Here is a 26,087-nt window from a genome sequence, read left to right as displayed (position 1 = left end):
CCTCGATCCTGAAAAGTCAAGGCGAAGTCCGCCTTGCTTTGCAGCGGTCGCCTCCCAATAATCCGCCCCTCTCGCCGGGCCCGCGAATTCGGGGCGCCGGCCTCCTGACTTCCGTATTTTTTAAACGAGGGCCTCTTCCATGCGCTCCTTCGAGGGCCAGCATTCCGACAACGTCGCCATCAAGCGCAGCCGCGAGGAGAAGCAGCGTCAGCTGGTTCAGCTCAAGGAGCAGCTGGCGACGCTGAAAGCCCACGCGGCCCCCGCCATCCGTGAAGCGCTGGTCAAGCGCATCGCCGAACTCGACGCCGAGCTGCGCCAGCCCGCCAAGCCGCCCCGCGAGGGTCGCGAAGGCCGGGGCGAGGGCCGTGGTGAAGGTCGCGAGGACGCGCCGCGCCATCCCCGCCGCGAAGCCCGCGCAAGCGTCTTCCGCGCCGAGGACAGCAGCGACCGCAGCGCCGCCGTAACCGCGGCGAGCGTCTTCGCCTCGCCCCGCCGCCGCAGCTGAACGCACGGGACAGCGCCATGCCCGCCGACCGCACCGCCTCCGTCAAGGGACCCCGTCTCGCCGATCAGGCTTGGCTGCTGATGATGCTGCCGCCCCTGTTCTGGGCGGGCAACGCGGTCCTGGGGCGTGCGGTCGCCGGGTCGGTGCCGCCCATCGGGCTCGCCTTCTGGCGCTGGTTCCTGGGCATGCTGGTGGTGCTGCCCTTCGCCTGGCCGCATCTGCGCCACGACATCACGCCGATCCTGGCGCGGTGGAAGAGCGTGCTGCTGCTGGGCACGCTCGGCATCGGCATCTACAACACCTTTCAATATATCGCGCTGAACAGCACGACCGCGCTGAACGCGGTGATGCTGCAATCGTCGATGCCCGTGATGATCGTGCTGATGAGCCTCGTCCTGTTCCGCGACCGGATCGGGGCGATGCAGGGGGTGGGGATCGCCGTCTCGCTGGTCGGCGCGACGACCCTGATCTCGCACGGCGATCCGGGAACCCTGCTGGGGCTGGAGCTGAATGCCGGCGACGTTTGGATGCTGGCGGCGGTGGTGATCTATGCCGCCTACACCACGCTGCTGCGCCGCCGGCCGGCGATTCACGGGCTGAGCTTCGTCGTCGTCACCTTCGCCATCGGCGCGGTGGAACTGCTGCCTTTCTATGTCTGGGAGAGCCTGGGCGGCCACCCGGTCCAGGCCAGCGGCATCACGCTGCTGGCGGTCGGCTACACCGTGCTGTTCCCGTCCATCGCCGCCTATCTCTGCTTCAACCGGGCGGTGGAGCTTCTCGGTCCCAACACCGCCGGCCTCGCCATCCATCTGGTGCCGGTCTTCGGCAGCCTGCTGGCCATCCTGTTCCTGGGCGAGCAGCCGCACCTCTACCATGGGATCGGCATCGCCCTGATCGCCGCCGGCATCCTCCTGGCGACCCGCCGCCGCGCTTGAGCGGCCACAGGGTTGCAGTCGGAAAGGCTGCGCGGAACGTTAAATCCCCACGAAGATAATTTTTGAACCCGGCGATCACAACAAACGATCCGGGCGGCTTTGCTTGTCTTGTGATAAAGTTTGGCCAGCGTTGCCTGTCGGCGGATAGGTCGTCCGGGTGCGAAGTTTGCGAAAATACTTGTGGTGTTCGCCGTTTGGTTTCCGGGTGTCCCGTGGGATAGCGCATTGATCGGCGTTCTTGTTGTGGTTTTCGCCGGTGTAGTATCCCTGGTATCCTTTTAGACATGTCCGCTATCCCTCGCGATTGCAGCGGTCAATAAGGGATGACCGCTAAAATGTCGGTCATGGCGGCGGTTCGGACATGGATCGGCCGTCATGGAGAGCCGGCGCTGTTCGCCGGCCCGATGTGGTGGAGGTCCCAAGATGCCCCTGCAAATTTCCGCGCCCGCTTATCCGCAAACCACCTGCCTCGTTCACATCGTCGACGGCGACCTGATGTCGCGCAGCACGCTTTCGCGGGCGCTGGGCGCGGTCGGCATCGCCTGCCGTGTCCACAGCACCGCCGCCGATGCGCTGGCCGTGCTGGGCACCGGGTCCTCCTGCATCGTCCTGCGCAGCGACCTGCCGGACATGACCGCCATGGAGTTCATGGCCGAGGCCTCGCTGCACGGTCACGACCTGCCGGTCCTGGTGATGACCGAGCAGGGCGACGTCGACGCCGCCGTCGCCGCGATGAAGGCCGGCGCGGTCGACTGCATCGCCCGCCCCTTCGCCATCCCGGCCTTCCTGGAGCGGCTGCGCGCCTGCCTGGCGTCCGGCAGCCCGCATGCCCAGCAGCGCGACCGCAGCCGCGATGCCGTCCGCCGGCTCGCCCTGCTGAGCCGCCGCGAGTCGGAGGTTCTGGAACTGATCGTCGAGGGCAAGCAGAGCAAGACCATTGCCTGGGAGCTGGGCATCAGCATCAAGACGGTGGAGGTCCACCGCGCCCGCATCATGGAAAAGACCGGCTGCCGCTCCATCGTCGGCCTGGGCCGCCTCTGGGAGTCGGCGGAGATCCTGCGCGCACGCGACCTGCCGCATCCCATGTCCATCCGCCAGCCGGCCCCGGCCGCACTGATGGAGGTGGCGGCATCCTGATGCCGCCGCCCTTGCCGGATTGCGGCTCCGTCGGACACGGCCGATTGAAAATTGAAGGTCGGCGAGTGCTTTCCGTGGGCTTGACCGGAAGAGGATTGTAAAGTCCCGGGGAAGAGCAACCAGAGCGCTGACAGGAGCGGTTCTATGTTCCCCGATCATGGTCACCGTCGCATCACCGTGGCGTCGCCCGACGACATCGCCACGGCGCGTCGGATCGCGGCGGAACGGGCCGACGGGGTGCTGCCGGTGGACGAGGCGGCGCGGCTGGACCAGCTGGTGGCCATGGTGGCCGACTATGCTCTTGGCCGGCCGGACGGGACCATTCTGATTGCCCGGATGCGCAGCGGGGCCGGCGTCGAATGCCTGGCCTACGACCGGGATCCCAAAACTGTCGCGTTGCCGCCGTCAACGCCGCATGGTGTTCTCCCCGCGCTTGACGCGGTGTTGGAGTCCGTTCGCGGCGAGGCCGACCGGTTCCATGTTCATGCCACGCCGGGCATCGGGCTCGCGCTGCTGGCCCGTGTCCTGCGGCCGGGTGCGGACGATGCGCCGCCGGCCGACGCCCTGGCCCAGGCCGGGGCGGTGACGGTCGAACGGAGCGGCGGCGATGCCTTGCGCGGCGGTCCCTTCATCGACCATTGGTTCGTCAGCTGTGCCCCCGCCCGTGGCGGTGACGGCCCCTGCGGCATCGCCTTGATGGTCGACGGTGACGCGGCCGCCGATGCCGGCCCCCCCGAGCCTCCCGTCAAGACCGACGCCGGTTCCGGTGCGGAGGACGGCAAGGGGCAAGGCGGCGCCACGCAAATTCTCAGCGCGCAATCCCCCACAATAATGACGCCCGCCGTGGTGCGGCAGATGGAGGCGGTGGTCGCCGCCACGGTGCCGGGGCTGCCGGCTCCCGTCGTGGTCAACGCCATCCGGCGCGACCTGAAGGGGCGGCCCGAACTGGGGCTGTCCCACGACCGGACCCTGACGCGGATCGGGCAGTCGGCCGTCGCGGTCCTGCGCTTCGACGCCGGTGCGGTGGATTACACGGCGCTCGGCACCCTGGCCGGGGCGGTGGTGCGCCGGCAGGAGATCACGGCGCTCGGCGCCCGCTGGGCGATGATCGGCTTCAACCCGCTGGCCCCCGCCTCGGTCCATCTGCGCTGGGCACCTGGGGAGCATGTGGTGCTCTACACCGGCGGGTGCGCCCGGCTGCCCGCCCTGTTCATCCACCGTGACCTGCACGGGGTCGAGCCGACGCTGGCGGCGCTGGTTCTGCTGCGCGACGGCGCGGTGAGCGACGACGACCACACCGTGCTGGTGCTGCGCAACTGCGGCGACGGCGTACCGGCCAACGCCGTCTGAGGCCCGTCCGCGTCCTCCGCTCAGCGCCAGCCGCGCGGTCCCCTGCCGGGGCCCCATCCGCGTCCCGGGCCCCAGCCACGGTCGCCGTGCCAATGGTCGTGCCAGGGGCGGCGGTAATAGCCCGGCCCGACCACCACCGGCGGCGGCACGGCATAGACGGTCGGCGGCGGGACCACCACCGGCTCGCTGTAGGCGGGATAATAGGGATCGTAGGCGACGCAGCCGGTCAGGGTGGCACCCCCCGCGGCCAGCAGCAGGGCGGTCAGGATCCGGAGACGATTGGTGGGCATGGCCGTGCGTCCTGTCTTGCGAGGGACCAGCTTCGGCGGTGAGGCCGGTCATCTGTACGAACACCGCAGCCCGCCCGGCTATTCCATACCTCTTTGGCGTCATGAGTCTCGAAGCCGCTTGGCCAGGGCCGCGTCCATCCCGGAATCCGATGGATGAAACAAGAACTATGAATTTCACATATCGGGGCGGCGCGGCCATCCTGTGTCTCGACTTCATCCCCATTCAGAAGACGAGGCGATCATGAAAGCCGTTGGTTTCCACAAGTCCCTGCCCATCGCCGATGCCGGCGCGCTGATCGACGTCGAGATCGACCGCCCGGCCCCCACCGGCCGCGACCTGCTGGTCCGGGTGGAGGCGGTGTCGGTCAACCCGGTGGACACCAAGGTCCGTCGCAACGCTTTGCCGACCGAGGGCGACCTGCGCATCCTGGGCTTCGATGCCGCCGGCATCGTCGAGGCGGTCGGGCCGGACGTGACCTTGTTCCGTCCCGGCGACGCGGTGTTCTATGCCGGCTCCATCGACCGGCCCGGCACCAACAGCGAATATCATCTGGTCGACGAGCGCATCGTCGGCGCCCGTCCGGCCAGCCTGAGCGTCGCCGAGGCCGCCGCCCTGCCGCTGACCGCCATCACCGCCTGGGAGATGCTGTTCCACCGGCTGGGCCTGCCGCGGGATGGCGACGGGAAAAATGCGGGCGAGGGCAAGTCGCTGCTGATCGTCGGCGGGGCCGGCGGCGTCGGCTCCATCGCCGTCCAACTGGCCCGCCGGCTGAGCAAGGTCCGGGTGCTGGCCACCGCGTCGCGTCCCGAGACCGCCGACTGGGTTCGCGAACTGGGCGCCCATGACGTGATCGACCACAGCCGGCCGATGGCGGAACAGGTGAAGGCGCTGGGGCTGGCCGGGGTCGATTACATTTTCTCCACCAACGCGACCGACCGCCATTTCCAGGATCTGGTCGAGTTGGTGGCGCCGCAGGGCCATATCGGCCTGATCGACGATCCGGAGCCCATCGACGTCCGCCTGCTGAAGCGCAAGAGCGTCTCGCTGCATTGGGAGCTGATGTTCACCCGGCCGCTGTTCCAGACCGACGACATGATCGCCCAGCATGAGCTGCTGACCGAAGTGTCGCGGCTGGTCGATGCCGGCACGCTGCGCACCACCCTGACCGAGACGCTGGGCCGTATCGATGCCGCCACCCTGCGCAAGGCCCATGCCCTGATCGAATCCGGCAAGGCCCGCGGCAAGGTGGTGCTGGAAGGCTTCTGACCGGTTGCCCCCCGGCCTGCCCCTCAGCCCGCCAGGGCGAGCGGCGGGCGGGCCGGGCGCATCGCCGCGAGACTTTCCACGATGAAGCCGACCAGCGGTTCGGCGAGGCGGCGGTTGCGCGGCGTCTCGCCGAAGATCGCCATCTCGACGTCGCCCAGTTCGGGCAGTCCGTCCTCCACCCCCAGCCGGCGCACGCCGTCGGGCACCGAGGATTCGCTGAGCACCGCCACCCCCAGCCCGGCGCGGACGGCGGCCTGCACCCCCATGACGCTGGCGCTGGTATAGACCACCCGCCAGGACCGTCCGGTTTCACCCAGCGCCGCCAGTCCGCGGTTGCGGAAGACGCAGGGCGCCGGCAGGGCGCAGAAGGGCAGCGGGCCGTCGGCCGGGATCTCCAGCCCGGGGGCGGCAATCCAGCGCATCGGCTCGGTCCAGATGGCCCGGCCGCGGGTGTCGCCGGCATCGCGGCGGGAGATGACGAGGTCGAGCTCGCCGCCATCCAGGGCCGAGACCAGATCGCTGCACATGCCCACCCGCACGTCGATGTGCAGCCGCGGGTGCAGCTTGGCGAAGCGGCGCAGCACATGGGGCAGGTGGTCGGACAGGAAATATTCGGCCACGCCCAGCCGCAGCTCGCCTTCCGCCGCCGGTTCGGCGAAGCGGCGCACCGTCTCGTCGTTCAGATCCAGTAGGCGGCGGGCGTAGCCCATCAGCAATTCGCCGTCATGGGTCAGCGCCAGCGACCGGCTGGTGCGTTCGAACACCCGGCGGCCGAGCGTGTCCTCCAGCTTCTTGATCTTGACGCTGATCGCCGACTGGGTGCGGCCCAGCCGCTCCGCCGCCGCGGTGAAGCCGCCGGCCTCCGCCACCGTGACGAAGGCGCGCAGCGCGTCGATCTCCAGATCGGGCAGGGACATCGGCAATACATTCCGTATGGTGATCGTTCCTCACCATCCTATCGCTATTGTTCATTGATGGCGAGCTGCGCATCGGGACACGGCGATCGGCATATGGCGGGCGTGCCGTTGAAGCGGGCCGGGGGCGTTCTCATTGTCAGAGCCCTCCGGGCCTTGCCGCCCGGCGGCCTGACGACGATCCTTGACGAGAGAGACGCCCGATGACCCGTTTTCCCGCTCCGGCCGGCAGAGTGGCTTTCAAACATCTGGCCCTCGCACTTGCCGCTGCGGCTTCGCTGGCCGGCTGCCAGATGCCGGGCCTCACGCCGCCGCCGCAACAGACCGCCGCCCTGCCGCCGCCGGCAGTGCCCAAGCCGCCGCCGGAGGCCCGCGGCATCTGGATCGTCGGCAGCCCGGCCCTGCGCGGCACCATCGATCAGGCAGCTGCCAACTATACCGGCGGTCCCGACACCAAGCCGCATCTCGACGCCCGCGGCACCGCCTCCGGCTTCCGTGCCTTCTGCGGCGGCGTCGGGCTGGACCATCCCGACATGGTGGCCTCCGACCGTCCGATCGGCGCGGCCGAGTATCAGCGCTGCCGCTCCGCCGGCATCACGATGACCGAATACGGCTTCGGGCCGAAGCGCTTCGTCTACGTCAAGGACTCGCACATGATGGCGGTTCCTGGGGTGAACGACTTCGTCGCCAGCTGGGGCCAGCCCGGCAAGCCGGTGAGCGCGCCGACTGCTGGAAGTTGAACGGCGGTAAGCGGAGTGGGCTCATTGCCTTTTCCTGATCGAAGGGCCGCTCCGGGGGGGCGGCCATTTCCATTATCCTGGAAATTTGTACGGCAATGAGCCGGGCAGGATGGGGATGTGAAGCAATTTAGTGGATCTAAATCCAATATCATGGAATTCTAAGCCAAGTTGTCGCGGCAGCATCGCGTCGGCACCGTCAGGCTCCGGAGAATCGAACCATGACTCACAAGATACGGGCGGCAGAGGAAGCCGACCTTCCTGCAATCCTCGCCATCCTGAACGACGCCATCCTCAACACCACGGCGGTGTGGAGCCTGACACCGGTCACGCTGGACCAACGCCGCGCCTGGATGGCGGACCGCAAGGCGAAGGGAATGCCGATTCTCGTGTCCGAACAGGACGGTTCGGTCGTCGGCTTCGCGTCCTATGGCGAGTTCCGGGCTTGGGAAGGGTACAAGCACACGGTCGAGCATTCGATCTATGTGGAATCAACCGTGCGGGGCAGGGGGATCGGGCGAGGTCTGCTGGCCGCACTGCTGGACGACGCAAAGCTGAACGGCAAACATATGATCGTCGCGGGCATCGAAGCGGAAAATACCGCCTCGATCCGATTGCATGCCGGTTTCGGCTTTGTGGAAGCGGGCTGCCTGCGTCAGGTCGGCCGCAAGTTCGACCGCTGGCTCGACCTTCTGCTCATGCAAAAACACCTGGCCGGGTGACGTTTTACCCCGCCGCGAACAGCCCGCCCTCGTCGGACGCGTCCGCCGCGTCGTCAGCGTTGGGATCGCCCAGCGCGGTTTCCCAGCCCAGCGCCGGCAGGGTGATGGCGCGGGTGTTGCCCAGGCCGCTGCGGCTGGCGATGAAGCCGCGCTGTTCCATGTAGGTCAGCAAACGGCGGCCCCGCCCCTTCGACCGGCTGCCGCAGGCGCGCGCCACGTCGGCGTCGGACGGACAGGGGGCGTGGTCGAGGGCGGCGCGGGCCAGCAGCAGGAAAACCGGCTGGATGTCCTCCGCCATCGTCGCGGCGACCTCCGTCGCCCGTTGCCAGGCGGGATCGTCGCCGTTGCCGGCCCCGGCGCGGGCGGTCGCCAGACGGCGGCGGAAGGCGGGCAGGGCCAGCCGGTCGCCATCGACCCCGCGGCCCCTGCAGCGCACCAGGAAATCCTGGTACAGAACGGCGAGCGAGCGGTAGGGCGCTTCCGGGTCGGCCAGCACCTCGGTCAGCACCTCGCCATACTGGGCCTCGCGTTCGGCAGCCTGTTCGGCGGTTTCCTCCGGCTCCAGCGGCAGCAGGGCCGGCTGTTCGGCGGCGCTGTCGTCGGGCGGCGGCGGGGCGGCGGGTCGGCCGCGTGCCAGCTGCGCCATCAGGTCGGCGCTGGCCGAGGTGGAGGGGCGGCGCACGTAGCGCGGCGGTTCCGGCCCGGTGGTGGTGAAGATCAGGTCGCGGGCGTCCTCCACTGGGGTGGTCGGCGGCGGCATCAGCGTCGGGCTGCCGGTGCGGCCTTGCGTTTCCACCGCGCCGATGCGCAGCGGCAGCGGCCGGCGCGAGAGGGCGGGGCCGAGCGCGATGAAATGCCCGCGCTCCAGATCGCGGAACATCTCCGCCTGCCGGCGCTCCATGCCCAGCAGGTCGGCGGCGCGCGCCATGTCGATGTCGAGGAAGGTGCGGCCCATCAGGAAGTTCGACGCCTCGGCCGCGACGTTCTTCGCCAGCTTCGCCAGACGCTGGGTGGCGATCACCCCGGCCAGCCCGCGCTTGCGTCCGCGGCACATCAGGTTGGTCATGGCGCCGAGCGAGACCTTGCGCGCCTCGTCCGACACCTCGCCGGCCGCCGACGGGGCGAACAGCTGGGCCTCGTCGACCACCACCAGCATCGGATACCAGAAATCGCGGTCGGCATCGAACAGCCCGCCCAGGAAGGCGGCGGCGTGGCGCATCTGCATTTCCGCGTCCAGCCCCTCCAGGTTCAGGACGACGGAGACGCGGTGCTGGCGCACGCGGGCGGCAACGGATTGCAATGCTGCCTCGCTGTGCGCGTCCGCCTCCACCACCACATGGCCGAAGCGCTCGGCCAGGGTGACGAAGTCGCCCTCCGGGTCGATCACCGCCTGCTGCACCCATGGGGCGCTCTGTTCGATCAGCCGGCGCAGCAGGTGCGACTTGCCGGACCCGGAATTGCCCTGGACCAGCAGACGGGTCGCCAGCAACTCTTCCAAGTCGAGCGTCGCGGCGCTGCCCGCATTCGTCGCCCCCATGTCGATGCCGACCTTCATCCCGCTCGCCTCCCGCTCAACCCGAACCGCCCCCTTGCCAGGGAGGGCCTTCCTATAGCGCAGGCGGCCGCGGCGATACGAGGATTCGATTCGGGACAAGCCGGCCAGGATCGGGCGATCACTCTCCGCCCGATTGAGCCGGAGCAATGTGGATGAGCGCTCCGGTGGTGGGCTGGGTCTTGCGGCAGAGGGCGGTTTGACCATATTCTTGCGGACAGGAGGGTGCGGTGCCAGCCGCACCCCCCGTCCGGTCCGGTTACTTCAGCAGATCGAGGATCGCCTTGATCAACTGAAGCACCAGGACCAGGAGTACGAGTGCTTTTTCCACTCCGTGCTCCCCGGTAGGTGGGACGCGGGCGGTGGCCACTCCGCCGCCCGGTTCCCACAATTGCATGCATAGCGATGCCGAGCGGGGCGGGCAACGGACATTCTACCGTACCGTGTGTATGAGCGTTTTTGATCAACCGGATTTTTTGGTCCGATCCGGCTCCTGCCTCTCAGGTGGGTGATCGTAATGCGCAACAACGTGATCCCGCGGTCATGAAACCGCAAACAAGCTCTGTTACAAGCGGATGCCGATCCCATGCGCGATCGGCGCTGGCGGACCGAGCGATGACTGTGCTGATCACCACAAAAGCCGGAGCCAAAACCGGAAGGCTGGAGAGCGACCGTGCCAACTCCTATGGCGCGGGCTGGGATGCCGTCCGCTCCGCTGACGGTGATGCCGCATCGTTCGATTGGGCCTCGGCGGTCGGCGCCCTGCGCTACGCCTTCCAGCCCATCGTCCAGCTGCGCTCCGGCCGCTGCCACGGCTATGAGGCGCTGCTGCGCGGGTTCGAGCGTACCGGCTTCGCCAACGCCGGAGATCTGCTGGACGCTGCCGAGGCCGCCGGCCTGCTGGCGACGGTGGAAACCGCGCTGCACGCCAAGGCGGTCGCCGCCTACCGCGCGCTGTCGGGCTGGAACGAGGCGAAGCTGTTCCTGAACCTCGACGCCCGGCTGATCGGCCGGTCCGACTCGCCCTGGCTTGCCCGCGACCCTGCCGCCTCGCGCAACAGCGGCATCGTGCTGGAGCTGTCGGAAAGCCGCCCGGTGCCCAGCGGCGTCGCGGTGGATGCGGCGGTCGACCGCTTCCGCCAGAGCGGGGCCGGCATCGCCATCGACGATTTCGGCGTCGGCCATTCCGGTCTGCGCACGCTGTACGAGGCACGGCCGGACTATGTGAAGATCGACCGCTTCTTCATCGCCGGCATCGATGCGGACGCGCGCAAGCGGGCGCTGGTGGCGGCGCTGGCCGGCCATGCCCATGCGCTGGGCATCCAGATCGTGGCGGAGGGGGTGGAGACCGCCACCGAGTTCTACACCTGCCGGGATCTCGGCTGCGACTTCGCCCAGGGCTTCCTGATCGCCCGGCCGCGCGTGGACCTGACCGCCCTGCCCAACCGCTATCCGGTGGTCGAGGATCTGAACCGCAGGGACCGGCGCCAGCCCAGCGAGTCGCACCGTCGCCTGTCGGAAGTGATCGAACGGCTGCCGCCGCTGCGGGTCGATTCGCGCAAGACCGAGCTGCTGGACTATTTCCGCCGCGACGGCAGCGCCGCCATCGCGCCGATCATCGACGAGCATGAGCGGCCGCTCGGCCTGATCCGCGAACGCGACCTGAAGCGCTTCGTCTATTCGCGCTTCGGCGGCGAGCTGCTGCGCAACCGCGGCCTGGGCAACGGGCTGGACGATCTGGTCATCCGCTCGCCGGTCTGCGACATCTCCACCCCGCTGGACCGGGTGATCGAGGCCTTCTCCACCGAGTCGGCGGCCGACGGCATCGTCATCGTCGAGGGCGGCGCCTATGCCGGCGTGCTGTCGAGCGGTGCCTTGCTGCGGCTGGTGCATGAGCGCAACCTGGCGATGGCGACCGACCAGAACCCGCTGACCCGGCTGCCGGGCAACGCGGCGATCCTGCGCCACATCGAAGGAGCGCTGGCCGACCCGGGCCGCGGCCATGTGCTGGCCTATCTGGATTTCGATAACTTCAAGCCCTTCAACGACAATTTCGGCTTCCGCCAGGGCGACCGCGCCATCCTGATGTTCAGCGAGCGGCTGAAGGCCTGGGCCGGCAGCGCCGGGGCGGCCATCGACGCCGACGCCTTCGCCGGCCATATCGGCGGCGACGACTTCTTCCTGGGCGTCAGCGGCGGCGGGGAGGGCGAGGTGCTTGCCCGTCTGGCCGAGCTGCTGGCCCTGTTCCGCTCCGATGCCGAAAGCCTGTACGACGCCGAAACCAGGGTCAGCGGCGGCTTCCTGGCGAAGGACCGCTATGGCGCCGTGCGGCGCTTCCCGCTGCTGGCGGCCAGCGGGGTTGCCGTGGTGATCCCGCCCGGCAGCCATGGCCTGACCCCCGACGCCATCAACGCCGCCATCGCCGATCACAAAACCGCGGCCAAGGGGGCGGAGGACAAGCTGTTCGTGGTGCGGCTGGGGTGAAAGCCGCTACTGCGGCCCCTCACGCATAATCCCGGAAGCTCTCCGCCGTGGCGCGGTCGTAGCCCTGGCTGGCGCGCAGGAGCTGCAACGTGTAGGGCTGGCGCGCGGCACCGCGACGCAACTCCTCCACGCTCATCTCCTCGACCAGACGGCCGCGGTTCATCACCGCCAGCTGGTCGCACAGGTTGGCGACGACGGCAAGGTTGTGGGTGACCAGCACCAGGGTCAGGCCATGCTCCGCCCGCAGCCGGCGCAGCAGGTTCAGGATCTCCGCCTGCACCGACACGTCGAGCGCCGAGGTTGGTTCGTCCAGCAGCAGGACGCGGGGCTCCAGCACCAGGGCGCGGGCGATGGCGACGCGCTGGCGCTGGCCGCCCGACAGCTGGTGCGGATAGCGGAAGCGGAAGGCGGGGCCGAGCCCGACATCGCGCAGCACCCGGTCGATGCGGGCGTCGGCATCGCCCAGCCCGTGGATGGCGATGGGTTCCGCCAGGATGCGGTCCACCGTGTGGCGCGGGTGCAGCGAGCCGTAGGGATCTTGGAACACCATCTGGCAGAGCTTGTAGAAGCCCTTCTGCCGCACGGGTCCCTGCTCCGTCCCGGAGACGGCGATGCGGCCGGTCCACTCGTCGTTCAGGCCGCTGAGCGCGCGCAGGACCGTCGATTTGCCGGAGCCCGACTCGCCGACGAGGCCGAAGCTCTCCCCTTCCCGCACCGACAGGGTAACGCCGTCCACCGCCGTGACGGCGTCGGCGCCCTGGCCGAAGCGGACCTGCAAATCCCGGATGTCGATCATCATCCTCGGGCCTCCCGCCCAGCGGTCAACCAGGCCGGATCGCGGCTCAGCACCGGCAGGTCGCCCGGCGGCTCGTCGATCCTGGGCAGGCTGGCCAGCAGGCCGCGGGTGTAGGGGTGCTGCGCCGCGTGCAGCTCCGACGCGCGGCAGCTTTCCACCACCCGGCCGGCATACATGATCAGGATGCGGTCGCAGAAGGAGGCGACGAGGTTCAGATCGTGGCTGACGAAGATCATGCCCATGCCGCGCTGGGAGCAGAGGTCGTCGAGGATCGCCAGCACCTGCATCTGCACGGTGACGTCGAGCGCCGAGGTCGGCTCGTCGGCGATCAGCAGATCGGGGTCGGGGATCAGCATCATCGCGATCATGATGCGCTGGCCCATGCCGCCCGACACCTCGTGCGGGTAGCGGTCATAGACCCGCTCCGGGTCGCGGATGCGCACGGCGGCCAGCATCTCCAGCGCGCGGCGCTTCGCCTCGGCGGCGCCAGCCTTGCTGTGGACGCGGTAGGCTTCGGCGATCTGGCGGCCGACAGTCATCACCGGGTTCAGCGAGTATTTCGGGTCCTGCATCACCATGGCGATGCGCCGGCCGCGGATGTCGCGCATGCGCCTGGGCGACGCCGCCAGCAAATCCTCGCCGTTGAAGGCCAGCCGGTCGGCGGTGACCCGGCCCGGCGGCGGCACGAGGCGCAGGATGGAGCGGCCGGTCATCGACTTGCCGGAGCCCGACTCGCCGACGATGCCCAGCTTCTCCCGGCCGAGCGTGAAGGAGACGCCGCGCACCGCCTCGGCCATGCCGGTGCGGGTGGGGAAGGCGACGCGCAGGTTGGAAACCTCCAGCAGGGGGGCGTCGTCCGCCGTCTTTCTGTCGGCCATGGCTTCAGTCCCCCTTCGGATCCAGCACGTCGCGCAGCCCATCGCCCAGCAGGTTGAAGCCCAGGCTGACGATGAAGATGGCGAGGCCCGGCATGGCGGCGACCCACCATTGCTCCAGCACATATTGCCGGCCGCTGGCGATCATCGCCCCCCATTCCGGCAGCGGCGGCTGGGCGCCGAGCCCGAGGAAGCCGAGGCCGGCGGCGGTCAGGATGACGCCGGCCATGTCTAGCGTCGTCCGCACGATCAGCGAGGCCATGCAGAGCGGCATGATGTGGCCGAGGATGATGCGCAGGCTGGAGGCGCCTTGCAGCCGGGCGGCGCTGATGAAGTCGGCGCGGCGGACAGTCAGCGTTTCCGCCCGCGCGATGCGGGCATAGGGCGGCCACGAGGTGATGGCGATGGCGATCACCGCATTCTCGATGCCGGGGCCGAGTGCGGCGACGAAGGCCAGCGCCAGGATCAGCTTGGGGAAGGCGAGAGCGATGTCGGTGATGCGCATCAGCACGGTGTCGACCCAGCCGCCGAAATAGCCGGCGGCCGTGCCGATCACCATACCGGCCAGCGGCGCCGTCGCCGCCACCAGCGCCACGATCATCAGCGTCAGCCGCGCGCCGTGGATCAGGCGGGACAGGATGTCGCGGCCGAAGGCGTCGGTTCCCAGCCAGTGGGCCGCACTGGGCGGCAGCAGCCGGCCGTTCAGATCCTGGGCATAGGGGTGATAGGGCGCCAGTACCGGCGCCAGTGCGGCGACGACGACCAGGGCCAGCACGATCAGCAGCCCGGCGACGGCCAGCCGGTTGCGGCGGAAGGCGGTCCAGCCGGCCCAGGCACGGCCCAGCCGGGCTTGCGCTCGCGACTGCGGCGTGTCGGTGGTCAGCCAGTCCCGCCAGCCGGTGGATTGGGTATCGGTGCGCGCGGTCATCGGGCTCGCGGATCCAGAAGGCGGTAGAGCAGGTCGGACAGCAGGTTCAGCGCGATGAAGACTGTGCCGACCACCAGCGTCCCGCCCAGCACCGCATTCATGTCGGCGCTGAGCAGCGAATTGGTGATGTAGAGGCCGAGGCCGGGCCAGGCGAACACCATCTCGGTCAGCACCGATCCCTCCAGCAGGCTGGCATAGGACAGGGCGATGACGGTGATCAGCGGCACGGTGATGTTGCGGAGCGCATGGCCCCAGACCACGCGGGTCTCGGACAGGCCCTTCACCCTGGCGGTGGTGATGTATTCCTGGCGCAGCTGGTCGAGCATGAAACCGCGGGTCATCCGCGCGATGTAGGCGACGCAATAGAGGCCGAGGATCGCCGAGGGCAGGACCAGATGCCCGACCGCGTTCCAGAAGATCTCGGTCTCGCCGGCCAGCAGGGCGTCCACCGTGACGAGGCCGGTCACCGGATCGACCATCCCCTCGTAGAAGACGTCGACCCGTCCGGGCCCCGGAGCCCAGTCCAGCTTGGCGTAGAACAGCAGCAGCGCCATCAGCCCGAGCCAGAAGATCGGCACCGAATGGCCGAGCAGACCGAGCAGGCGGATGGCATGGTCGGGCCAGTGCCCGCGGTTGACCGCCGCGAACACCCCGGCGGGGATGCCTAGCACCGCCCCGACGACGGCGGCGACCGTCGCCAGCTCCAGCGTCGCCGGGAAGACGCGCAGCACATCCTCCAGCACCGGGCGGGAGGTCAGCACCGAGGTGCCGAGGTCGCCTTGCAGCACGTCGCCGACATAGCGGAGGAACTGCTGCCACAGCGGCAGGTCGAGGCCGAGCTGCGTGCGCATCTGCGCGTAGCTGTCGGCATTCGCTCGGTCGCCGAGCGCCGACAGCACCGGATCGATCGGCACGACGCGGCCGATCAGGAACGTGACCAGCAGCAGGCCCAGCAGGGTGGCGGCCACCGTGACCAGCAGGGTCAGGCCGCGTTTCAGCGTAGGCAAGAGGACTCCCTCGCGATTGGACGCATCAGGGAATCACAGTCGGAGCTTTGTGGAAAGACCGTCAAGGACATAAGGGGGCGCCCCTCTCCCGGACGGGGGAGGGGGCGGACCGCCTCAGCTCACCAGGTCCCGGCCGGGCTGGGATCGCCGTGCGCGCCGGCGGCCGGCTCATGGTGGGCGAGCCAGCGCTCGGCTTCCAGCGCGGCCATGCAGCCCATGCCGGCGGCGGTGACGGCCTGGCGGTAGACCTTGTCCTTCACGTCGCCGGCGGCGAAGACGCCGGGGATGTTGGTGGCGGTCGAATCGGGCACCGTGACGATGTAGCCCGAATCGTCCATCTCCACCTTGCCCTGGAAGATGCCAGTCGCCGGCACATGGCCAATGGCGACGAAGACGCCGGCCACCGGGATGACGCGCTCGTCGCCCGACTTGACGTTCTTGATGCGGACGCCGGTGACGGCGCGCGGGTTGCCCATGGTGCCGTCGCCCTCGCCGACGATCTCCTCGACCGTGCTGTCCCACACCACCTCGATCTTCGGGTGGCGGAACAGGCGGTCCTGCATGATGCGTTCGGCGCGGAAGCTGTCGCGGCGGTGGATGACCGTGACCTTGCTGGCGTGGTTGGTCAGGTACAGCGCCTCCTCGACCGCCGAGTTGCCGCCGCCGATGACCGCAATCTCCTTTCCGCGGAAGAAGAAGCCGTCGCAGGTGGCGCAGGCCGACACGCCGAAGCCGCGGTAGATCTCCTCGGTCGAGATGCCGAGCCAGCGCGCCTGGGCGCCGGTGGCGATGATGACGCTGTCGGCGGTGTAGGTGTCGCCGCTGTCGCCCTTGCAGACGAAGGGGCGCTTGGTGAAGTCGACGTCGGTGATCAGGTCGAACACCATCCTGGTGCCGACATGCTCCGCCTGCTTCTGCATCTGCTCCATCAGCCAGGGGCCCTGGATCGGATCGGCGAAGCCGGGGAAATTCTCCACATCGGTGGTGATCATCAGCTGGCCGCCCGGCTGCATGCCCTGGACCATCAGCGGCTCCAGGTTGGCGCGCGCGGCATAGATGGCGGCGGTGTAGCCGGCCGGGCCGGCGCCGATGATGAGGACCTTGGTGTGGTGCGTGGTGGCCATGGGTCTGATCCCGCAAATTCCCCGCGAACGAAGTCGTGATTAAAACGGTTCTAGAAGCCGAACATATGGTCGAGGCTGAAGGCGGTGTCACCAGCCGCAAGGCAGCCATGGTAGCCGAACAGGCGGCAGGTGGTGTCGCGGATCAGCACATAGGCATGATCGCCGGCCGCCAATCGTTCCGCTTCCGCAAACATCTCGCGATAGCGCCAGAAATGCGAGCCGCCACAGGGGATCGCCAGCCGCTTGCGCGCCACTTCCACCCCGTCGCGCCGCACCAGCACGAGGCTGGTGTCGGAGGTGGCATGCCACTGGGTCGAGGCAGGGTAGACGAGGTGGCAGAGCGTGTCCCACGGATCGGTGCCCAGCCGCAGGAACAGGCGGGTCGACAGGCCGGGCGGGCGGCCATGGTAGCTCTGCGGCTCGTCGCGGTAGACCATCGCCATGTTGAACATGTGGCTGCCGAAGCTGGTCTCCGCCACATGGCCGGTCGTTACGTCCTCGTAACGGACCAGCGCGTGCAGCCAGCCGTCGGCAATCGTTCCGGCTTCGAAATCATAGACCAGCTCGACGTGGCCCCAGCCATCCACGACCGGCTTGTCGGCGACCAGCCCGGTGACGTCCAGAGCCACGCTGTCGGTGCGCTTGAGGTTGCCGAAGCGGTGTTCGGCGACGGCAGCGCCGTTGCGGTCGTAGACCACCGCCTTCACCGGCAGTTCGGTCTGCGCCGTGCTCATCGGCGTCGGCAGCAGAACGGTGCGCCAGCGGCCCATCGGCAGCAGCGGCGCCGGCAGGATGTGGCCCTTGCCCACCACGCCCTTGTCCACCGCACCGCCGGTCAGCAGCGGCAGCTTGGGGTCCGGCTTCAGGTCGGTGCGCTCGACATTGGCGTGGGCCAGGCGGCGGCGGCCGTCGGCGGCGACGATCTCGTAGCGCGGGCGGACGAAATGCTTGCCGGCCTGCACCTCGAACTGCTGGGGCCAGCGCGCCTCGGGGAACAGGCTGGCGACGTCCAGTTCAAGGGTGGCGAAGGCCGGGACCGCTTGATCCAGCGTGCGGATGTCGGTCGAGCCCATCGGGTTCAGGCCGACGGCGCCGGCCGGGATCGGGGTGGGGTGGCTGTTCTGGATCCACAACGATACGCGCTCGCCCTCGCGCGGAGCGGGCAGGCCGGCATAGAGGTCGGCCGGCCAGGCGTTGGCGTCGTGGGTGCAGGACAGCACCGTGCCGTCGTCGCCATAGGTGTCGAGCGCGTATTTCACCACGTCATGCCCGGCGGCGCCGATGATGTGCAGGAACAGCGACCCGCAGAAGGGCGACAGGTCGAAGCGCTCGCGCACCTGCCGGCTGTCGATCACCACGGTGCCATCGGTCGGCGGCATCGGCTCCGTCCAGTCGGCGATGGGGCGGCCCTCGCCGTCGAACAGGCAGGCCCACAGCCGGGTGCCCTTGGCGCCGTAGCGCGGCCAGTAGTTGGCCGACACCACGCGGGTGTGGTGGCCGTCACCGTCGCGGAACCAGGCGAAGTTGGTCGCCCAGTTGAACTTCGACAGGTAATGGCCGGGATCGTTCAGCATGTCTTCCGGCACGCGCATGGCGTCGAGCGAGACGACGCCGGCCTGCTTCGGGATCAGGTGGGCGATGTGGCCTTCCAAGCGCTGCGAATCGAAGGCGACGACGAAGACGGTCCGGGCGCCGCTGGACGGCAGGTCGGTGACCGGGCGGGCGGCATGGCCGAACACCTCCTGTCCGACCTTCTCGACGTCCTGGACGTAGATGCCGCAGACGTCGATCGACGACAGGTCATAGAACTCCGCCAGCCCCGACAGCAGGCCCAGCGGGTCGTAGACCGCCACCGGGCCGAAGGAGGCCAGCCGCGCGATCAGGATCGCCGCCTTGGGTGCCGCCAGCGGGTGGCCCACCGCCTTGAAGAAGCTGGAACCGCCGGTGACGTTGGAAAAGGTCTCGATCCGAAGGGGCATTAGGGCACACACGCGCGAAAGCAAAGCCGGGGCGTCGGTTATAGCCGCTTCGGCCGGGCGGGCGACAGTGATTTGCAGGCGAACGTGATTTGTCGCGACCCGCGGACGCCCGCAGCATATCGCGGCAACCGCTTCCCCCCTTGTCAAAGAGCGTGTTTCGATATATCTAAGTTTTCGTTATATCGAAACTGCATCAGATGAGGGTTCCATGCTTCGGCATCTGTTTCACAAACACGGCCGCCGCTTCTCACGTCCCGACTTCGAGGACGAGGCTCCGGAAGGACGCGGCCGTCACGGGCGTCCTGGGCATCGCGGCGGCTGGGAAGGCTGGGGCGGTCACGGTTGGGGCGGTCAAGGCCGCGGCGGCCGCGGCGAGCGGCGGGTCTTCGACCATGGCGACCTGCGCCTCGTCCTGTTGTGGCTGATCGCGGAAAAGCCGCGCTCCGGCTACGACCTGATCAAGACCATCGAGGAGATGGTCGGCGGCGCCTACAGCCCCAGCCCCGGCGTCGTCTACCCGACCCTGACCCTGCTGGAAGAACAGGGCCACGTCCGCGTCGGCGCCACCGAGGGCAACAAGAAGCTCTACGAGATCACGCCGGAAGGCTCGGAGGCGTTGAAAGCGGCGGAACCGTCGGTCGCCGCGGTGCGCGAGCGCATCGCCCATGCGCGGGCCCGGCAGCAGCGCGAATCCTCGCCGCAATCCACCGCGCCATCGAGAATTTCAAGCTGGCCCTGCGGCTGCGCCTGTCGCGCGGCGACCTGACGGCGGAGCAGACCCAGTCCATCGCCGACATCATCGATGACGCCGCCCGCCGTGTCGAACGCATCTGAGCGTCGAACGCATCCGACCGGACAGGAGACAAGGACCATGGCCGCATCGACCGTACGCATCGCCACCCCGAACGGGCGCCGCTACATGACCCAGCTGTGCAAGCACTGGGCACACAAGTTCGAGGTCGTCTATGACGAGACCCAGGGGCTCGTCCCCTTCGCCGCCGACCGCCGCTGCCGGATGGCGGCCGACGACGCGGGGCTGACCCTGACGATTGAAATCGAGGATGCCGGACAGATGGAGCGCATGCAGGAGGTGGTGATCGACCATCTGAAGCGCTTCGCCTTCCGCGAGAATTTGGGGGAGGTGGTCTGGACGCCGATGGGCTGATGGGGTGGGCTGGCGGCACCCCGCCGGACGAGGCGGTGCATTTTCCCGAGTCTGTCTGCGACAAATCCTGTTGAGAATTACCGCATTGACGGTGTAAAACGGTTCTTAACCAACAGGCGGAAGTGGGGGAGGGGATGGTGGTTCCACCGTCGGCCGCCCACGGTCAGAATACCGGGAGTCGTTCGTGATGCTCCGCATCTCCAAGAAGCTGATGTTCGCCATCGAGGCGGTCCTCGACATCGCCTACAACGCGGGCACCGAGCCGGTGCAGTCCGGCGAGATCACCCGGCGCCAGGGCATCCCGAAGCGTTATCTGGAACAGGTGCTGCAACAGCTGGTGCGCGAAGGCGTGCTGGCCGGCGTGCGCGGCCCTCGCGGCGGCTACCGGCTGGCGCGCGAGCGGCGGCGGATCACGCTGGGCGAGATCGTGAAGGTCGTCCGCGCGATGGAGACCGCCACCGACCCCATCGAGGAGCCGGCGGGTTCGGTGCTGGGCCATCAGGTGGTGCGCCCGCTGTGGGGCGAACTCCAGGACGAATGCATGGCCAAGCTTGACACCATCACCATCGAGGATTTGTGCATGCGCGCGCGGCGCGCCGGGGTGGAGAGCGAGACCGAGGACCGCATCGACTTCACCATCTGATGTAGGGGACTTGGTGGCACCACTTCCCGTTTGACAGGCTCCCTGTGCTGGATAATGCTCCGCCTGGGGTGTTGAAATCACATATAACACAAATCTCAGAGGTGGAATCATGGCTGCACCGGAGTTCCGCGGCAAGATCTACGACAGCATCCTCGACACGATCGGGGCCACGCCGCTGGTGCGGTTGGACCGCCTCGCCGCCGAGTCGGGGGTGAAGGCCCAGATCATCGGCAAGCTGGAGTTCTTCAACCCGCTGGCCAGCGTCAAGGACCGCATCGGCCGCGCCATGATCGAGGCCGCCGAGGCTGCCGGCACCACGCCCCCGGCCGCACCACGCTGGTCGAGCCCACCTCCGGCAACACCGGCATCGCGCTGGCCTTCGTGGCCGCCGCCAAGGGCTACAAGCTGATCCTGACCATGCCGGAAAGCATGTCGGTGGAACGGCGCAAGATGCTGAAGCTGCTGGGCGCCGAGCTGGTGCTGACCCCGGCGGCGGAAGGCATGAAGGGCGCCATCCGCAAGGCGGAGGAGATCCTGTCCGCCGACCCGAACGCCTATCTGTTGCAGCAGTTCAAGAACACCGCCAATCCGGCTGTCCACCGGGCCACCACGGCGGAGGAGATCTGGAAGGACACCGACGGTCAGGTCGATTTCCTGATCTCCGGCGTCGGCACCGGCGGCACGCTGACCGGCACCGCCGAGGTCCTGAAGTCGCGCAAGCCCTCCTTCAAGGCGGTGGCGGTGGAGCCGGAGGACAGCCCCGTCCTGTCCGGCGGCATGCCCGGTCCGCACAAATCCAGGGCATCGGCGCCGGCTTCGTGCCCGACATCCTGAAGAAGGAACTGATCGACGAGGTGGTGCGCATCTCCAACCAGCGCGCCTTCGAGACCGCCCGCGCGGTTGCCCGTCTGGAGGGCGTGCCGGTCGGCATCTCGTCGGGTGCGGCGCTGGCCGCCGCGCTGGAAATCGGTGCCCGTCCGGAGAATGAGGGCAAGCAGATCGTCGTGATCCTGCCGTCCTTCGCCGAGCGCTACCTGTCGACTGCCCTGTTCGAAGGGCTGGAATAAGAAAGGGTTGTCGGCGATAGGGGCGGGGTGGAGGCGTGCTCCGCCCCCGCTCCGCAGCCTGAAGATGAAATTCCGGTCCGAAATTTGACGGATTTTGCGAATTCGGCTAAACTCCCCGGCATCAGCAACGTCGTTTCCGTCCGTGCCGACGCCGGGGAGTGACCGCCATGACGGATATTTCCACCTCCACCTACGTCCCGAACCTGTCGAACAGCGCCTTCTCCCAGTTCAAGGGGAGAACGACGGGTGTCGGTGCCGACGGAGCGAACGCCGACAGCCAGACCTTCACGGTCAGCAAGGCCGGCGAATACAACTTCAAGATCAACAACAGCTTCACCAACGTCGAGATCCGCAACGACCGCAACGAGGTGGTGACCAGCCTCCGGTCGAACGAATCGACGGCGGATGCCAGCGCGCGGCTCGGTCCCGGCACCTACACGGCGACCTTTTCCCAGGGCAACCGTGCCGCGGGCGTGCGCGACTATTCGATGGATGTCACCGAGAAGCAGAACATCCTGGTGACGGCCGGCGGCGCCAGCTTGAAGGGCACCGCCCAGCCACCGGGGAACGGCGACACCGGCATCCAGAAGCACACCTTCAACGTCGTGCAGGGCGGCACCTTCACCGCCGACATCTCGCTGCCCAACACGCGCTGGGCGATGATGGACAAGGACGGCAAGGTGGTCGCCGCCAGCGACTCGGGCAAGCCCGACGCCCAGCAGAACTTCCTGCAGAAGCCGACCTACAAGCTGCAACCCGGCCAATACACCATGGTGGTGGTGCCGCCGTCCGACCTGAAGTCGCCGACCGATTTCCGGCTGGGACTGGTGCCGCGCAATCCGGACCTGACGGAATCCGGCACCAATCAGGAAAGCGCCATCCAGAAGACGCTGCGCGAGCGGCAGGCCCGCCTGCAGCAATGGGCGGCCCAGGGGACGACGACCTCGACCAAGGCCTGAGGGAACTCCATCGCGGCGATTGCGCGCTGCCGGCCTGCGGAAATCGCGGCATCGAATGTTGCTGCAATGGCCCGTCCTTGCGCTATGCTGCGGGCCATGGACTTCACGGACACCCAGCTTCACCGCTATTCCCGCCACATTGTGCTGCCGGAAGTCGGCGGCATCGGCCAGGAAAAGCTGTTGCGATCCAAGGTGCTGGTCGTCGGTGCCGGCGGCCTGGGCGCACCCTTGCTGCTCTATCTGGCGGCGGCCGGCGTCGGCACGATCGGCATCGTCGACGACGACACGGTCGATCTGTCGAACCTGCAGCGGCAGGTGATCCACGACGAATCGACGCTGGGCCTCGCGAAGGTGGAGAGCGCCGCCGCCCGCATCCATGCGTTGAACCCCGATGTCCGGGTCGAGGCGCACCGGACGCGGATCAACCGCGACAACGCGATCGATCTGATCGCCGGCTACGACCTCGTCGCCGACGGGTCGGACAATTTCGCCACGCGCTTCCTGCTGAATGACGCCTGCTTCCTGGCCGGCAAGACGCTGGTGTCGGCGGCGATCCTGCGCTTCGACGGGCAGTTGACCACCTTCAAGGCGCATCTGGGGGCGCCGCACCCCTGCTATCGCTGCCTGTTCCCCGAACCGCCGCCGCGCGGCACCGTGCCGTCCTGTTCGGAAGGCGGGGTTCTGGGGGCGCTGGCCGGTTCCGTCGGCTCGCTGCAGGCGACGGAGGTGCTGAAAGAACTGCTGGGGCTGGGCGAAAGCCTGTCGGGCAGCCTGCTGATGATGGACACGCTCTATGCGTCCTATCGGCGCATAACCATCAAGCGGGATCCCGACTGCGCGCTTTGCGGCGATCATCGGACGATCCACGACCTCTCCGCCCACTGACGGGCGCCGTGGCAAACATGGGAGGCGGCCATCATGTCCACTGCCCTGCCTGAGACCATGCCGAATCCTGCGCCGAATCCTGTGCCGGCTGCCGGAGCCGGCGGGACATCTGCCCTGTCCATCGTGCTGTTCGCCGGCGGCTTCGACCGGGTCCATTACGCGCTGGTTATGGCCAGCGCCGCGGCGGCCACCAACCGCAAGGTCACGCTGTTCTTCACCGGCCGCGCGCTGCGCGCCCTGGTGCACGAGACGGAGCCGGGCGTGCTGGGCTGGCACGACCTGGACCCGGCCGACGACGGCAGCACGCCGGTGGCGCGCGACCGCTATTTCGCCACCCACGGCCTCGCCACCTTCGAGGAACTGCTGGAGGCCTGCGTCGCCATGGGCGTCACGGTGATGGCCTGCGAGATGGGGCTGCGGGCGCTGGGGCTGCCACCCGGCGTCTGCTTGCGTGCGGACGTGCCGGTCGCCACCGGCGGCGTCGTCACCTTCCTGAACCAAGCGCCCGGTGGGGCGCCCGGCGGCGGCGCCATGCTGTTCGTCTGACAATGCTGGAACGCGCATGAGCGACAACCGCGAAATCCTCGACCTCGCCAACCGGTTCGAGTCGATCGCCACCGACGGGTTCGAGGGGCGACCCTACCGGCCGGCACTGGCCGCGCTTGCCACCCGCGTGCGGGAGCGGCCGGGGATGGCGCCGCGGGTCGCCCATGCCCTTGGCATCATGATCCAGCTGATCGGCGAGAGCGATCCGGAGGGGCGGTTCGCCGCCAAGGTCGCCATCCTGCGCGACGCGGTGGGAATGCTGAGCGACGCCTGAAAGCCAGGGCTTGAGTGGAGCGCGGACCAGCCATGCGTCACGCCGGAGCAGTCTGTCCCGTCATGGGAGCGAAGACACTCCATACGAGGATGAACACCATGGCTTTCCGTTTCACCGTCGCCGCCGACGCGCCGTCCCTGTACACGCCGATGCTCGCCGTCACCAGGGCCATCCGCGGCAGCGGCCTGCCGACCGGGCTGATCCACCTGATCGACCTGCGCGTGTCGCAGATCAACGGCTGCACCTATTGCATCGACATGCACAGCAAGGAGGCGCGCCATGACGGCCAGTCCGACCAGCGCATCGCCGCCGTGGCGGAGTGGGAGCGGTCGGACCTGTTCCTGCCGGACGAACGCGCCGCCTTCGCCTGGGCCGAGGTGCTGACCCGCACCCAACATGACCGCATCGACGAGGCGTACCGGGAACTGCAACGCCATTTCAACGTCGAGCAGATCGCCCAGCTGACGGCGACGGTGGCGCAGATCAACGCCTGGAACCGCATCGGCATCGCCCAGCATATCGAGGGCACCGCCGTCGGGATGGCGGCGTGACGGCGCTGGCCGACCCGGACACCGCGCTCGCCGCCTTCGCGGGCGAGCGGGCGCGGCTGCGCGCCCTGGCCTACCGGCTGCTCGGCTCGGTGGCTGAGGCGGAAGACACGCTGCAGGACGCCTGGCTGCGCTGGTCGGCCGTGGCGCCCGGCAGCGTCGGGTCGGCCCCCGCCTATCTCACCACCCTGGTGACGCGGCTGGCGCTCGACCGGCTGCGGTCCGCCCGGGTGGCGCGTGAGCGCTATTACGGTCTGTGGCTGCCCGAACCGGAGGTCGCCGGCTGGGACTCCGAGCCGGAGGACGGCATGGAGCCCGAGTCGGTGCCGCTGGCGATGCTGCTGCTGCTGGAACGGCTGGCGCCGGACCAGCGGGCGGTCTTCGTCCTGCGCGAGGCGATGGACCTCGATTATGCGGAGATCGCGGCGATGCTCGGCAAGTCGGTGGAGGCCTGCCGCCAGATCATGCGGCGGGCCCGCGCCAGGCTGGCCGAGCCTGCCGCCTGGGGCGAGCCGGCCAATGCCGCGGATGCCGGGCGGCGTCTGGCCGATGCCTTTGCCGAGGCCAGCGTCCGGCGCGACTATGCCGCCATCGTCGCCCTGCTGTCCGACGATGCCCAATGGCTGAGCGACGGCGGCGGGATGGTGCGGACGGCGGTCAACCCGCTGTTCGGCGCCGACCGCATCGCCCGCTTCCTGATCGGCGTTCGGCGCAAGCGCGGCGTCAGCTTCGGCTTCATTCCGGTGCGGGTGAATGGCGGGCCGGGCCTGCTGGCCGAGCTTGGCGGGGCGTTCCGCAGCGTTCTGGCCTTCGACATTGCCCCCTGCGGCGACACCGGGAACAGGATCCTGCGGGTCTATCAAATCTCCAACCCGGAAAAGCTGGAGCGCGTTGCCGTCTTTTATAGCTCCGTGCGTTTAATATGAAACGCACGGAGCTATAGCTTTATGTTTGACGATCGGATTCACGCGTCAAATCGATCTCGATTTTACGCGATCCGATCTAAGCCGTCGCCTCGTCCAGCCAGCGGTCAAGCGCGGTCAGATCGACCGGACGGGGCAGGATGGGGAAGGGCAGGTTCGGCATGCGCGGGCCGGTCATCAGGATGCGCGTTTGCGGATAAAGCATCGCCGCCAGCGCCGCGGCGCGGTCGCCGTCGTCGCCCTCATGGTCTAGCGGAAGCAGGGCCACGGCCGGCGCCTCCGCACCGATGATGGTCGCGCCTCCAGCGCGTCGTCGGTCTGCGAGACCTGAAAGCCGCGGCTGGACAGATGGCCGGCCAGCGCCTCGCGCTGGACGCGGTCGGCATCGGCGATCACCGCACGGCGTCCGCCATAGCCCGGCATCCGGATGTCGGCATCGATGCTGAAAGCCACGGTTCCCCTCCGTCCATCATGT

Annotated in this window: 29 protein-coding genes and 1 pseudogene; 19 read left to right on the top strand and 11 right to left on the bottom strand. The window is 68.5% G+C overall.

The window, feature by feature from the left end:
* Positions 1-139: 139 nt before the first annotated feature.
* From ABNQ38_RS21500 to ABNQ38_RS21485, 4 genes are all read left to right on the top strand, one after another.
* Positions 140-505, top strand: coding sequence for a hypothetical protein (locus tag ABNQ38_RS21500; RefSeq protein WP_377807961.1), 366 nt, complete (start codon positions 140-142; stop codon positions 503-505).
* 17 nt (positions 506-522) lie between these two features.
* On the top strand, positions 523-1,440 hold the full coding sequence (locus ABNQ38_RS21495; RefSeq protein ID WP_377807960.1) for a DMT family transporter: 918 nt from the start codon (positions 523-525) through the stop codon (positions 1,438-1,440).
* Between the two features lie 423 nt (positions 1,441-1,863).
* Positions 1,864-2,577, top strand: a complete 714-nt coding sequence (locus ABNQ38_RS21490) for a response regulator transcription factor (RefSeq protein ID WP_109048074.1) — start codon at positions 1,864-1,866, stop codon at positions 2,575-2,577.
* Between the two features lie 144 nt (positions 2,578-2,721).
* On the top strand, positions 2,722-3,927 hold the full coding sequence (locus ABNQ38_RS21485) for a hypothetical protein (RefSeq protein WP_377807959.1): 1,206 nt from the start codon (positions 2,722-2,724) through the stop codon (positions 3,925-3,927).
* Positions 3,928-3,947: 20 nt separating this feature from the next.
* Here the strand turns inward: ABNQ38_RS21485 and ABNQ38_RS21480 are convergent, their stop codons facing one another.
* Positions 3,948-4,217, bottom strand: coding sequence for a hypothetical protein (locus ABNQ38_RS21480; protein ID WP_377807958.1), 270 nt, complete (start codon positions 4,215-4,217; stop codon positions 3,948-3,950).
* A 241-nt stretch (positions 4,218-4,458) separates the two neighbouring features.
* On the opposite strand from ABNQ38_RS21480, the gene ABNQ38_RS21475 reads away from it, so the two are divergent.
* Positions 4,459-5,484, top strand: coding sequence for a zinc-binding alcohol dehydrogenase family protein (locus ABNQ38_RS21475; protein ID WP_377807956.1), 1,026 nt, complete (start codon positions 4,459-4,461; stop codon positions 5,482-5,484).
* A 23-nt stretch (positions 5,485-5,507) separates the two neighbouring features.
* Here the strand turns inward: ABNQ38_RS21475 and ABNQ38_RS21470 are convergent, their stop codons facing one another.
* The gene (locus ABNQ38_RS21470; RefSeq protein ID WP_377807955.1) at positions 5,508-6,401 is read right to left on the bottom strand and encodes a LysR substrate-binding domain-containing protein; all 894 of its coding nucleotides are present in this window, start codon (positions 6,399-6,401) and stop codon (positions 5,508-5,510) included.
* A gap of 200 nt (positions 6,402-6,601) precedes the next feature.
* On the opposite strand from ABNQ38_RS21470, the gene ABNQ38_RS21465 reads away from it, so the two are divergent.
* Both ABNQ38_RS21465 and ABNQ38_RS21460 read left to right on the top strand, forming a co-directional pair.
* Positions 6,602-7,138 carry a substrate-binding domain-containing protein gene (locus ABNQ38_RS21465; RefSeq protein ID WP_377807954.1) on the top strand — a complete coding sequence of 179 codons (537 nt, stop codon included), beginning with the start codon at positions 6,602-6,604 and terminating at the stop codon, positions 7,136-7,138.
* A gap of 218 nt (positions 7,139-7,356) precedes the next feature.
* Positions 7,357-7,857 (top strand): GNAT family N-acetyltransferase, encoded by a 501-nt coding sequence (locus ABNQ38_RS21460; protein ID WP_377807953.1) that lies wholly within the window; start codon positions 7,357-7,359, stop codon positions 7,855-7,857.
* A 4-nt stretch (positions 7,858-7,861) separates the two neighbouring features.
* Here the strand turns inward: ABNQ38_RS21460 and ABNQ38_RS21455 are convergent, their stop codons facing one another.
* The gene (locus ABNQ38_RS21455; protein ID WP_377810089.1) at positions 7,862-9,412 is read right to left on the bottom strand and encodes a helicase HerA domain-containing protein; all 1,551 of its coding nucleotides are present in this window, start codon (positions 9,410-9,412) and stop codon (positions 7,862-7,864) included.
* Positions 9,413-10,024: 612 nt separating this feature from the next.
* Here ABNQ38_RS21455 and ABNQ38_RS21450 point away from each other — a divergent pair.
* The gene (locus ABNQ38_RS21450; protein WP_377810088.1) at positions 10,025-11,893 is read left to right on the top strand and encodes an EAL domain-containing protein; all 1,869 of its coding nucleotides are present in this window, start codon (positions 10,025-10,027) and stop codon (positions 11,891-11,893) included.
* 19 nt (positions 11,894-11,912) lie between these two features.
* Here ABNQ38_RS21450 and ABNQ38_RS21445 read toward each other — a convergent pair whose 3' ends face one another.
* The 6 genes from ABNQ38_RS21445 to ABNQ38_RS21420 all read right to left on the bottom strand — a co-directional run bounded on the left by ABNQ38_RS21445 (position 11,913) and on the right by ABNQ38_RS21420 (position 18,602).
* Entirely contained in the window at positions 11,913-12,692 is a 780-nt protein-coding gene (locus ABNQ38_RS21445; protein ID WP_377810087.1) for an ABC transporter ATP-binding protein, read from the bottom strand.
* Entirely contained in the window at positions 12,689-13,567 is an 879-nt protein-coding gene (locus tag ABNQ38_RS21440; RefSeq protein ID WP_377810086.1) for an ABC transporter ATP-binding protein, read from the bottom strand. The genes ABNQ38_RS21445 and ABNQ38_RS21440 overlap by 4 nt, the downstream gene beginning before the upstream one ends.
* A 4-nt stretch (positions 13,568-13,571) precedes the next feature.
* Entirely contained in the window at positions 13,572-14,492 is a 921-nt protein-coding gene (gene nikC / locus ABNQ38_RS21435) for a nickel transporter permease (RefSeq protein WP_377810085.1), read from the bottom strand.
* Entirely contained in the window at positions 14,489-15,499 is a 1,011-nt protein-coding gene (locus tag ABNQ38_RS21430; protein WP_377810084.1) for an ABC transporter permease, read from the bottom strand. Before ABNQ38_RS21430 ends, nikC begins: the two co-directional genes overlap by 4 nt.
* A 119-nt stretch (positions 15,500-15,618) precedes the next feature.
* The gene (gene trxB, locus ABNQ38_RS21425) at positions 15,619-16,623 is read right to left on the bottom strand and encodes a thioredoxin-disulfide reductase (protein ID WP_377810083.1); all 1,005 of its coding nucleotides are present in this window, start codon (positions 16,621-16,623) and stop codon (positions 15,619-15,621) included.
* Positions 16,624-16,673: 50 nt separating this feature from the next.
* Positions 16,674-18,602, bottom strand: a complete 1,929-nt coding sequence (locus ABNQ38_RS21420) for a hypothetical protein (RefSeq protein WP_377810082.1) — start codon at positions 18,600-18,602, stop codon at positions 16,674-16,676.
* 208 nt (positions 18,603-18,810) lie between these two features.
* Between ABNQ38_RS21420 and ABNQ38_RS21415 the strand changes: the two genes are divergently transcribed.
* The 11 genes and pseudogenes from ABNQ38_RS21415 to sigJ all read left to right on the top strand — a co-directional run bounded on the left by ABNQ38_RS21415 (position 18,811) and on the right by sigJ (position 25,615).
* Positions 18,811-19,368, top strand: coding sequence for a PadR family transcriptional regulator (locus tag ABNQ38_RS21415; protein WP_377810081.1), 558 nt, complete (start codon positions 18,811-18,813; stop codon positions 19,366-19,368).
* Positions 19,369-19,473: 105 nt separating this feature from the next.
* Positions 19,474-19,767: a DUF2218 domain-containing protein gene (locus ABNQ38_RS21410; protein WP_377810080.1), complete on the top strand. Its 294-nt coding sequence runs from the start codon at positions 19,474-19,476 to the stop codon at positions 19,765-19,767.
* 187 nt (positions 19,768-19,954) lie between these two features.
* Positions 19,955-20,410: an Rrf2 family transcriptional regulator gene (locus ABNQ38_RS21405; protein ID WP_012972993.1), complete on the top strand. Its 456-nt coding sequence runs from the start codon at positions 19,955-19,957 to the stop codon at positions 20,408-20,410.
* 109 nt (positions 20,411-20,519) lie between these two features.
* On the top strand, positions 20,520-20,819 hold the full coding sequence (locus tag ABNQ38_RS21400) for a pyridoxal-phosphate dependent enzyme (protein ID WP_377810079.1): 300 nt from the start codon (positions 20,520-20,522) through the stop codon (positions 20,817-20,819).
* Positions 20,792-21,477: pseudogene (locus ABNQ38_RS21395) on the top strand (pyridoxal-phosphate dependent enzyme). Before ABNQ38_RS21400 ends, ABNQ38_RS21395 begins: the two are co-directional and overlap by 28 nt.
* 167 nt (positions 21,478-21,644) lie before the next feature.
* Positions 21,645-22,436 carry a hypothetical protein gene (locus tag ABNQ38_RS21390; protein ID WP_377810078.1) on the top strand — a complete coding sequence of 264 codons (792 nt, stop codon included), beginning with the start codon at positions 21,645-21,647 and terminating at the stop codon, positions 22,434-22,436.
* 96 nt (positions 22,437-22,532) lie between these two features.
* Positions 22,533-23,321 (top strand): HesA/MoeB/ThiF family protein, encoded by a 789-nt coding sequence (locus tag ABNQ38_RS21385; RefSeq protein WP_377810077.1) that lies wholly within the window; start codon positions 22,533-22,535, stop codon positions 23,319-23,321.
* Positions 23,322-23,378: 57 nt separating this feature from the next.
* Complete coding sequence (locus ABNQ38_RS21380; protein ID WP_377810104.1) at positions 23,379-23,867, top strand: DsrE family protein; 489 nt, start codon at positions 23,379-23,381, stop codon at positions 23,865-23,867.
* A gap of 16 nt (positions 23,868-23,883) precedes the next feature.
* Positions 23,884-24,141 carry a hypothetical protein gene (locus ABNQ38_RS21375; protein WP_109048056.1) on the top strand — a complete coding sequence of 86 codons (258 nt, stop codon included), beginning with the start codon at positions 23,884-23,886 and terminating at the stop codon, positions 24,139-24,141.
* 98 nt (positions 24,142-24,239) lie between these two features.
* Positions 24,240-24,692 carry a carboxymuconolactone decarboxylase family protein gene (locus ABNQ38_RS21370; RefSeq protein ID WP_377810076.1) on the top strand — a complete coding sequence of 151 codons (453 nt, stop codon included), beginning with the start codon at positions 24,240-24,242 and terminating at the stop codon, positions 24,690-24,692.
* Entirely contained in the window at positions 24,689-25,615 is a 927-nt protein-coding gene (gene sigJ / locus ABNQ38_RS21365) for an RNA polymerase sigma factor SigJ (RefSeq protein WP_377810075.1), read from the top strand. Before ABNQ38_RS21370 ends, sigJ begins: the two co-directional genes overlap by 4 nt.
* Positions 25,616-25,691: 76 nt before the next feature.
* Here the strand turns inward: sigJ and ABNQ38_RS21360 are convergent, their stop codons facing one another.
* Positions 25,692-25,880: a hypothetical protein gene (locus ABNQ38_RS21360; RefSeq protein WP_377810074.1), complete on the bottom strand. Its 189-nt coding sequence runs from the start codon at positions 25,878-25,880 to the stop codon at positions 25,692-25,694.
* Positions 25,862-26,065 carry a hypothetical protein gene (locus tag ABNQ38_RS21355; RefSeq protein ID WP_377810073.1) on the bottom strand — a complete coding sequence of 68 codons (204 nt, stop codon included), beginning with the start codon at positions 26,063-26,065 and terminating at the stop codon, positions 25,862-25,864. Before ABNQ38_RS21355 ends, ABNQ38_RS21360 begins: the two co-directional genes overlap by 19 nt.
* Positions 26,066-26,087: the final 22 nt, after the last annotated feature.

Source organism: Azospirillum sp. A29 (assembly GCF_042604625.1).
Taxonomy (GTDB): domain Bacteria; phylum Pseudomonadota; class Alphaproteobacteria; order Azospirillales; family Azospirillaceae; genus Azospirillum; species Azospirillum palustre.
The sequence above is the reverse complement of the archived record's forward strand: the minus strand, read 5'-3'. Positions and strand labels throughout refer to the sequence as shown.

Coding starts and splice junctions, on each gene's coding strand:
- ABNQ38_RS21410 (WP_377810080.1), top strand. CDS start 19,474: ATGGCCGCATCGACCGTACGCATCGCCACCCCGAACGGGCGCCGCTAC.
- ABNQ38_RS21445 (WP_377810087.1), bottom strand. CDS start 12,692: ATGATGATCGACATCCGGGATTTGCAGGTCCGCTTCGGCCAGGGCGCC.
- ABNQ38_RS21500 (WP_377807961.1), top strand. CDS start 140: ATGCGCTCCTTCGAGGGCCAGCATTCCGACAACGTCGCCATCAAGCGC.
- ABNQ38_RS21380 (WP_377810104.1), top strand. CDS start 23,379: ATGCCGAATCCTGCGCCGAATCCTGTGCCGGCTGCCGGAGCCGGCGGG.
- ABNQ38_RS21475 (WP_377807956.1), top strand. CDS start 4,459: ATGAAAGCCGTTGGTTTCCACAAGTCCCTGCCCATCGCCGATGCCGGC.
- ABNQ38_RS21470 (WP_377807955.1), bottom strand. CDS start 6,401: ATGTCCCTGCCCGATCTGGAGATCGACGCGCTGCGCGCCTTCGTCACG.
- ABNQ38_RS21405 (WP_012972993.1), top strand. CDS start 19,955: ATGCTCCGCATCTCCAAGAAGCTGATGTTCGCCATCGAGGCGGTCCTC.
- ABNQ38_RS21460 (WP_377807953.1), top strand. CDS start 7,357: ATGACTCACAAGATACGGGCGGCAGAGGAAGCCGACCTTCCTGCAATC.
- ABNQ38_RS21400 (WP_377810079.1), top strand. CDS start 20,520: ATGGCTGCACCGGAGTTCCGCGGCAAGATCTACGACAGCATCCTCGAC.
- ABNQ38_RS21415 (WP_377810081.1), top strand. CDS start 18,811: ATGCTTCGGCATCTGTTTCACAAACACGGCCGCCGCTTCTCACGTCCC.
- ABNQ38_RS21465 (WP_377807954.1), top strand. CDS start 6,602: ATGACCCGTTTTCCCGCTCCGGCCGGCAGAGTGGCTTTCAAACATCTG.
- ABNQ38_RS21490 (WP_109048074.1), top strand. CDS start 1,864: ATGCCCCTGCAAATTTCCGCGCCCGCTTATCCGCAAACCACCTGCCTC.
- ABNQ38_RS21485 (WP_377807959.1), top strand. CDS start 2,722: ATGTTCCCCGATCATGGTCACCGTCGCATCACCGTGGCGTCGCCCGAC.
- ABNQ38_RS21420 (WP_377810082.1), bottom strand. CDS start 18,602: ATGCCCCTTCGGATCGAGACCTTTTCCAACGTCACCGGCGGTTCCAGC.
- trxB (WP_377810083.1), bottom strand. CDS start 16,623: ATGGCCACCACGCACCACACCAAGGTCCTCATCATCGGCGCCGGCCCG.
- ABNQ38_RS21440 (WP_377810086.1), bottom strand. CDS start 13,567: ATGGCCGACAGAAAGACGGCGGACGACGCCCCCCTGCTGGAGGTTTCC.
- ABNQ38_RS21450 (WP_377810088.1), top strand. CDS start 10,025: ATGACTGTGCTGATCACCACAAAAGCCGGAGCCAAAACCGGAAGGCTG.
- ABNQ38_RS21455 (WP_377810089.1), bottom strand. CDS start 9,412: ATGAAGGTCGGCATCGACATGGGGGCGACGAATGCGGGCAGCGCCGCG.
- ABNQ38_RS21495 (WP_377807960.1), top strand. CDS start 523: ATGCCCGCCGACCGCACCGCCTCCGTCAAGGGACCCCGTCTCGCCGAT.
- ABNQ38_RS21480 (WP_377807958.1), bottom strand. CDS start 4,217: ATGCCCACCAATCGTCTCCGGATCCTGACCGCCCTGCTGCTGGCCGCG.
- nikC (WP_377810085.1), bottom strand. CDS start 14,492: ATGACCGCGCGCACCGATACCCAATCCACCGGCTGGCGGGACTGGCTG.
- ABNQ38_RS21385 (WP_377810077.1), top strand. CDS start 22,533: ATGGACTTCACGGACACCCAGCTTCACCGCTATTCCCGCCACATTGTG.
- ABNQ38_RS21390 (WP_377810078.1), top strand. CDS start 21,645: ATGACGGATATTTCCACCTCCACCTACGTCCCGAACCTGTCGAACAGC.
- ABNQ38_RS21370 (WP_377810076.1), top strand. CDS start 24,240: ATGGCTTTCCGTTTCACCGTCGCCGCCGACGCGCCGTCCCTGTACACG.
- ABNQ38_RS21375 (WP_109048056.1), top strand. CDS start 23,884: ATGAGCGACAACCGCGAAATCCTCGACCTCGCCAACCGGTTCGAGTCG.